4 protein-coding genes and 1 pseudogene are annotated in these 8,015 nt (G+C 34.2%); all 5 read right to left on the bottom strand.

All coding sequences use genetic code 11. From position 1 onward, the window contains the following. Window positions 1-732 (bottom strand): annotated as a pseudogene (locus tag VFS71_RS07715) (hypothetical protein); the annotation flags it as partial. 176 nt (window positions 733-908) lie between these two features. Beyond that, on the bottom strand, window positions 909-1,175 hold the full coding sequence (locus tag VFS71_RS07710) for a hypothetical protein (RefSeq protein WP_326400350.1): 267 nt from the start codon (window positions 1,173-1,175) through the stop codon (window positions 909-911). 721 nt (window positions 1,176-1,896) lie between these two features. Beyond that, window positions 1,897-2,292, bottom strand: coding sequence for a hypothetical protein (locus VFS71_RS07705; protein ID WP_326400349.1), 396 nt, complete (start codon window positions 2,290-2,292; stop codon window positions 1,897-1,899). Beyond that, complete coding sequence (locus VFS71_RS07700) at window positions 2,292-5,684, bottom strand: DUF6443 domain-containing protein (RefSeq protein WP_326400348.1); 3,393 nt, start codon at window positions 5,682-5,684, stop codon at window positions 2,292-2,294. Before VFS71_RS07700 ends, VFS71_RS07705 begins: the two co-directional genes overlap by 1 nt. Window positions 5,685-5,727: 43 nt before the next feature. After that, on the bottom strand, window positions 5,728-8,015 hold a 2,288-nt coding region (locus VFS71_RS07695; protein WP_326400347.1), incomplete at its 5' end, for a DUF5977 domain-containing protein.

The raw sequence follows: 8,015 nt of genomic DNA, 5'->3' as shown, positions 1-8,015 counted from the left end.
AATAAGCCCCGTAGTACTATCAAAATCAAACAATTCAACATTTAATTTATTATTTACACAAATTAATTTAGTGCCATCGGGAGAAAATTTTAAATATCCAACCGTATAATCTTTATCAATTTCAATAATTGAACCTACATTACTTATTACTGGTGTCAAATTAAGTCCTGTATCAGTTATTTTATATGATAAGAAACTGTTATTCCCATATCCATGAACTACCACCCAATAATCTTTTCCATTAGCATTTTTTACTGCTGTAATTTTTTCACAAGCAGGTGTTACTAATAATATATTTTTATTTTGAGTGATATCTCCCAATCCACCATTTAAACTTAAATCAACTTCAGAATATCGTACACCATTAGGATATCCTAATTCGGTTACAGTAAAAATATAATAAATAAAGGGACTATCTGGCTTTGGAACAATAATAGCTGACTGTGTACTTGATGAATCACCCAACAGACCAATACCATTTGACATTACCTGATGGTTTCTATTCCAAACAGTAATGCCATCGGTATAAAATAAAAGCTGACCGGCTGCATTAGCAATTGTAGCACAACCCTCATATGTGTTGAGCTGGCCATCTGTTAAAACAACAGGACTGCCACTATTAAAATCTAATCCTGCATGATTTCCAAAATACCAAATATTGGCTTCACCTTGAGAATAAGAAATAAATGAGATTAATAATAAAAAGAAAGATAACTTTATTTTGTTATTCATGAAGATAATCTAAATAATACATTAATACTAATGTTCAAAAATACTATTTTAGGTGTACAATTCTTTCTTTTTACAAAGATTTTTGCTACTAAATATTGAATAGAATTATTTAGTAAGGAAATGATTTTGACGATCTTCCCAATAAATAAATGACTCAGCCATAAAATTCCTGTCCATCACCCAGAAGTATGCAATAAACTTTCTTTATCAGCTAGACAATCGATAAGATTTCGCATAGACTGGTTTTCCTGTCTTAAGATTTTGTTCTCATCAAACATGATTTCGCTGTCAAAATATCTGGCGTGGTCAACTGGAAAAAAACGTTTTCCGTTTGTAAACTTAGTTTCTAAAAATAAGTCTTCATTCTTTTTGTAAAATCGGTAGATTGTACTTTTACTCGATTTCGGGCTTATTATAAATTTCTTTAAATCTTCATATTTCATTTCATTGTTGATTAGTATCACGTTATTGGCAAATACAGGAACTCCATACAAGGGAGTAAGTCAATCATCTACGTTTATAAATACTAACAAACTTTCAAAAATGTAGCCTTTTGGCACTTTTTTTTGCAAATATTTTTTTTGACTGGGAAAATAAGTGTTTCAAAATGAAACAGTGAAATTATGAATCCTTAGAATTGGTAGAATTTAATTTATCACACCGTATGCGTGGGCTGAATATATATATACATTCCTACGGTCGGAGAAGTAAAATGAAGAACTAAATCGGAGAATTTAGCATAAAAAAGAAGCGTTAAGGAGAGACATCAGAGTATCAATTACTTTATGAATACCTTTTGAGTCCTCATAACAAATACTGGACTATCTTGCTGAATAACTAGCTGTTTAGGCACAACACATCTGATACATTACCACAATATGAAAACAAAAAGGATAAGCAATAACGCTCATCCTTTACTAATTAACTTTTCAATAAATATTCTTTTTCAATACGTTAGAAATATAAAATCAAATATTACCAACTCCTTCTTCATCACACAAAGTCTCTTACTTCGATTTACCCAGTAAAAGCCTTTCTATTGTTTGTTATAAAATTACATTTTGTATTTAACCGCTCCCCCTTATCGTTACTGCGAATAAATTATAAGCAACTCCTTTTTATAAAAAGTTCATATCACGTGCAGGACATTATCACGTTAGCTATTTATAACTTATGAATAAAATCTAATGACTTGTTGTCTATTTCCATTAAATTACCATTTAACTTTAAACCCGTTAAACTTGTGCATAATGTATCTTTTGTGCTATCTGAGTAAAAAATAATAATTTTTTCCCTGACATCAATATCATATCCTTTATTGGAAAGCTTTATGGTATCAAGAATGTTCTTAACTTTATCTAAAACAGTTTTTTCTTTAATTACATAGTTTTTGAATTCTTTATCATTTTCAAAAGTATGCTCAAACATATCACAATCGATACGAGTAATAGTTGTTATTTCTAAATCAACCCGCTGTACAAAAATCATAGTGACTTTCTTTTCTGGAATGCTACATCCTAAATTAAAAAAAATAGCAATTAAAAAAATATTTTTTTTCATCATTTTTGTTTTTCTTTATTCTCTGTTTTTTTTTCGGATGTAATTATAACTTCGTTAGTAGCAGTTGTAGATGTAGGGTTTATTGTATCAATTAATGCAACACCTCCATGATCTTTACGCGTGACTTCTCCTTCTTTTATTTCGCCAAGTGCCTTAGCCGTTTCTTGCTCGCTCCCTTCAATAACTCTTTGTTCTTCCTTATTATCATAGCCTACAACAGGTGTCGCTAAGTCTGCAGAATATTGTTTTGGGTTCACTACACTTTGTAGCGCATGATCCCCCTCATGATTTAGAGCCGTTGTAGCAGAAATCACCACCCCTTCATTTGTCAAAAGCCCCTTACTTGGATCCCAATTTATTGTTTTTGAACTAGAAGAGTAAGAATCATTTCCTTTTACTCCTTCTGCGATAGTAATGGTTTCTTTTCTTGATTCTAATTTTGCAAAAATACCATCTGCTTTATTTGCTTTCAGATGCTTAATAGCTGTTTTAAAAGCTTGTTTAAATTCTTTTGTTGCATTTTTTGCAAACACAATTTTTTTCCCATCAGGATCAAAAGCATTAATAACATTATTTGCAACATACACATAAGGGGAAATATTTACATATTTTTGCGCCAACGGGTCAATGTTCATCCAACGACCTATAGCAGGGTCATAATTCCTAGCTCCATAGTCATACAAGTTAAGCTGAGAGCCTCCAATATTGTCGTCCTGCAGTTCTTTTCCGTTGTACTTATACTTTAACGCTTGATTAGTCGAAACTATTGCAGGCCCATAACCTATATGCTTAAGTCCAAAAGGAAAATAATTGTTTTCTTCAAGAATTTGTAAAGACGGTGTACTTGTAGCACTAATGTCTTTATAACTCAATCTCACATTTCCCAAATGATCTTTGTATTGAAACACGTATTTAAAAGAACTTGCTGTAACGGATTCAACATACCCCTCGGCAGTTGGAAAAAACTGTAAAGCACCTCCTAGATACTGATATCCTCCCAAATAATCAGTCGTTGTGACACTGCTCGGAGAAGCAATGGTCACAATCTTTTGTACTTTCTGCCCTGCTGCATTGTAAAGATAAGCAATATTTCCAGTTGTCCCAAAAGTTATTTTGCTTGGTAGGTTCAGGTGGTTATAGGTAATGACTGTGATGTTTTTATTGTTGTCTTTTATCAAGTTTCCATTAATATCATAGGCATAATCATCACCACTGGTAGTACTATCTGCAAAACCATTTACCTTTGATCCTGCTGGAGCATTATCTATTACTTTAACTAATTGATTGGAATTAGTACTGAGATAACTATAGACCAAATTATCTATTTGGGTGGCAGTCTCACTACTGCCGTTTCGCACCAAAGTCATAATATTTCCATTCTTATCATACGCAAGAGTTTCGTTGTATGCATTAGTCGTGACAGCTGCTTTTTGGAAAACAGCGGTAGTTAATCGGTTTAAATTATCATACTTATAACCATAAGCCCTTTGTACATCTGCCGTATTCCAATACGTTTCTGCAATATTGCCATTATACAAAGCCTTTACTCCTGTTATACCTGTGTTTACTGTATTATAATTGATTTTGAAAGCAAACAAATCTTTTGGATCTGTCCCTTGCGTCAGATTAGCCGTTTTGTTAATTTCAGTCATCCACCCTCTTATATTATAACTGTAGTCCACTTTTTGTAAAGGATTAGTACCAGTAATATCAGAACCGCCAACTCTCTTCACTATGAGTTGTCCCAATTCATTATATTCATTCTTATATAAAAGCTGTTCTGCCCCTGCTGTCCCAATCTTATGCGTATGCGTCAAGAGTCGATCTTGAGGAGTGTAGATATAAGCGTCTTTCACATACAATTCAGCATCTCCCGATAAACGCTTGTGTCTGGTTTCAGTAGAAAGAAGCTGTCCCGAAAAGGCATCGAAATTGCTGTCTGTTCGAGTGTAGCCACCAAGATAATTTGTACTAAAACTCCTTACAGGCCTGGCTTTGGCATCATACAAAATATAGCTACTTTCACCTGTGGTTGAGGCCAGTGTACTGAGTACCCGAACCCATGAACCTGTCGGCAGGCCTTTTGGCTTTAATGTACTGTTGTTAAATGCTACAGGGGCTGTATAAGCTATAGCGGGCGTAAAAGCCTGAAAATTATAATTATCATAATAATTTACCGTCAGCAGCTTAAATGTTGTTGGTGCGATATTATTGGTATAATAAGCTATTCCTGTGAGACTATCAATAGAGGTAGCTGTTGTTGTTTTACTTTCGCTTAAGACAGTTAGCCCATTGACGGCGGTTTGTTTTACTGCTCTGCCCGCACTGGTTACTGTAGTGGATTGTTCCCAGCCTGTATAAATTGGCCTGTTGAATACATCATATTTAGTGATCATCCATCCCACAACCCCTGCCTGCAGAGGATCATTAAAAGGTGAAAATACTGGTCCTGAAGCAACTACACGATCTAATTTATCATAAACTATAAACTCCCATTGTTTTCCAGGTAGTTTTTTCTCTACCAAACGGTTACGGTAATCGTATTTGTATTGGTAACATAAGTCGTTAAGGATTGCTGGCGTAATTGCAACATCCGCTTTTGGAGGAATTACATAAGTCAAATTACCATAAATATCATATACATAATAGGTATCGTGTTTCACACCCGTTTCGTATGTTCTTTTTAAGACGACCTGCCCTTCTTTGTTTTTAAATTCTTCAGTCGTATTATCTAAGGGATATTGTTGTGTAGTCAGCCAGTTTTCATTCTTGGTAATACTTTTATAAAGAGCATTGGCATTATAAAAAACTGTTCCAGCTGCATTTGCTAAACTAATATCAAATAAACCTAAGGAAGTACTCCAGTTTGTTGTTGCCGTATATAGTATCACTTCACTGACAGCGTTGGTTTGATAATCTAGCTTTATGGTGTGGTTATTAATTAAAGACCAATCGTTTCCTGGTGCAGCTTGCTCTAAAACACGCTTTAGCGGTGATGCTTCTAATTGCTTTTCACTGAACGGATTATCATTTACCGTTCCATAATTAGTTTTATATTGTGCTATTAAATTGGGTACTAAAGTAAGTGGGGCAATGTAAGCTGCTGTCGTCTGCGTGGATGCATAAGGAAGATATTCCTTAATCTGATACCCATTTTCGTATTCAATAGGAGTTATTATATCATTACCTGAATTAGATTGCTGTTTGGCAATTTGCTCAATGGGTCTTCCCAGACCATCAAAATAAGTAACATCTACTTGTGCTTGAGCTGGTGTTGGAGAACTAATACTAGCCAAACTAGCTTGCTTATAGGTAGTTGTTTTGATGTAGTTTTGGGTTTGCCCAAAAAACAACATGGGTAGTAAAAGAAAAAAAGTTATATATCTTTTCATAATGCTTATAGTTGTGTTTTTATAAGGATAATATCTTTGTTAACTAATTAGAATTCGGCCAATAGGTTAATGGACCACCTGGAGATAACGAATAGGCTAAAATCATTTGTGAACCAGTATTACCATAATAGCCTCCAGACACAATTAAAGATGACGTCCCCATATAGATATAATTTGTAGAAACAAAACTTTGTCCATATTGTGTAAAAGTTCCACCTGCCGATATAGTTGTTCCATTATAACTTAAACTGCCATTTCCGCTTCCTGATGATGTTGATGCAGATTGAACCACTAAATAAATATAAATAGGGTTAGCCAAAGTATTCACTATGGTACCGTTTAGTGTTGATCCTGTCACTGTAGGGTATGTCCCCGATGTTTTATAAAATCCCATAGAGGGTGCCGTAGTGCTCATTGACACAGAAGAAGAAAGCGCACCATCTCCAACTGCATTGTAAGCAAGGACTTGAATATTATAAGGTGTTGCGCTGGCTAATCCTGATAGAGAGCCTGTATTAGTAGGAGTAGCTATAGTGCTTGCATAGGCTCCGTTTTTATGTATTTTATAACCTGTAGCCCCGGCAACGGCTGCCCATGAAAAGTTGATAACTGAAGATGTAGCACTCGTAAAAGTCAAACCAGTAACAGCATTTGGTACTGCGGGCAATGTACTCATTGATACAGCAGTACTTAAAGCACCATTACCCAAAGAACTGCAAGCCTGAACCTGAATACTATAAGCTGTTCCGCTGGTTAATCCTGTTAAAGTTGCAACGGTTACACCTGAGTACCCTACAACTACACCACCTATGTATAAATTGTAGCCTGTAGCCCCAGGAACAGCATTCCAGGATAAGTTTATTGAAGAAGCAGTAGCACTAGTAAAGGTTACTCCGGTTGGCGCAGCTGGTAAAGCTAAACAACTTCCATTAGTGTTGGCATAATTTTGTCCATTAGCAATAACATCAGCTTGGGCCAAATTATCTGCTTCAGCCTGTGAATTATTGGAAGAATAAGTGTTTGCAGGGACTGTATACACTACATCAGAGCCAACAAAACCCGCACCGCAATTATTCTTTTTATACTTACCTGTTTTTACTATGTTTTTATATTCAATGACTGTTATACAATTTTCTGCCTGCCCCTGGTAATTATAACAAAACGTTTTTAAAATTTTTGAATTCTGATCCTTTATAAGTACTAATCTATTAAAATTATCATATTCGTAATAGGCAATGAAGCCTTTAGGGTCTGTTATAGTAGTTACTCCTATAAGCGGCTTGTGGGTGTATGTGGTTATTAAAGCATTTGATAAAGAGACATTACTTCTTAATCCATTTATAGTCGTAAGGTTGGCTTCAGTGTAGGTGCTTAATGACGCAGGAGTTATACCTAATGCAGATGCAATTTGAGCATAAGTTGCATTCTCAATTTTAGCAATAGGTTGAGTTTTGCCATATCCCCATATTATGGATACTGAAGTGCCGTTTTCAGGAGTGTATTGTTGAATATTACCTTTGTCATCATATTGGTCATATGTTATTTTCTTTTCAAGTTGACCAATATTCAAAATATTTGGAAGTTCATTAGGAAATTTAGCTGAATAGATTGATTTAGGCAACAACAAATTGCTAGTTGTAGCATTGTTGGCGTAGGTTGTCTTTTGTTTTGAAATTAATATATTATTTATATAATTATCTTCTGCTATTGCTTCCGAAATCTGAAACTTATTCACTAAATCTAGCATAAAAGGTTCCGATATTAAATCATAAGCATAAAAATAATTAGTTTTTAAATCTTGTCCTGATATAGATGTTGTTATTGATTTACTTACTACTTTATTTTTTGCATTATATACAAAGTTCGATGTCGTAGTGATAGGATTTGTTCCATTTGCATTATAAGTTGTAACATCGTTTTTAATTGGATAATAATCGTAAGTAAAATTTTTGGTCGCTGTTGCAAATAGCAATACATCATTTCCTTCGTTATAAGAATCCGAATAGGTCATTTCTTTCTCGTAAATATTAAATCTAGCTGAATCATATCTGTAAGTATAATTATTTTTTTTAACGAGAACATCATTGTCCTTAAAGTCATAAATAGCAATAGCTTTCCCCCGTTCACATTCTAAAGAAGAATACTTCATATAAATACTTTGATCCCCTATTTGCCAACCTGTAGTTGCTAATGGGGACTGATCAAAATGCGGTATCCCATTAATATCTGTTCCATAATTAGTAAAAAAATGTTTGGTATACGAATTATCCAAATTAACCTCAACTACTTCATCATAACCTATATGAGAACCACTTCCTGTAGCACTATAAT

The organism is Flavobacterium sp., from assembly GCF_035760125.1.
In the GTDB taxonomy this organism is placed as follows: domain Bacteria; phylum Bacteroidota; class Bacteroidia; order Flavobacteriales; family Flavobacteriaceae; genus Flavobacterium.
Note: the sequence above shows the minus strand (reverse complement) of the source record. Positions and strands in the feature narration are given on the sequence as shown.

Excerpts from the sequence above, each read along its gene's own strand:
- VFS71_RS07700 (WP_326400348.1), bottom strand. The coding sequence starts at position 5,684 with ATGAAAAGATATATAACTTTTTTTCTTTTACTACCCATGTTGTTTTTT.
- VFS71_RS07705 (WP_326400349.1), bottom strand. The coding sequence starts at position 2,292 with ATGAAAAAAAATATTTTTTTAATTGCTATTTTTTTTAATTTAGGATGT.
- VFS71_RS07710 (WP_326400350.1), bottom strand. The coding sequence starts at position 1,175 with ATGAAATATGAAGATTTAAAGAAATTTATAATAAGCCCGAAATCGAGT.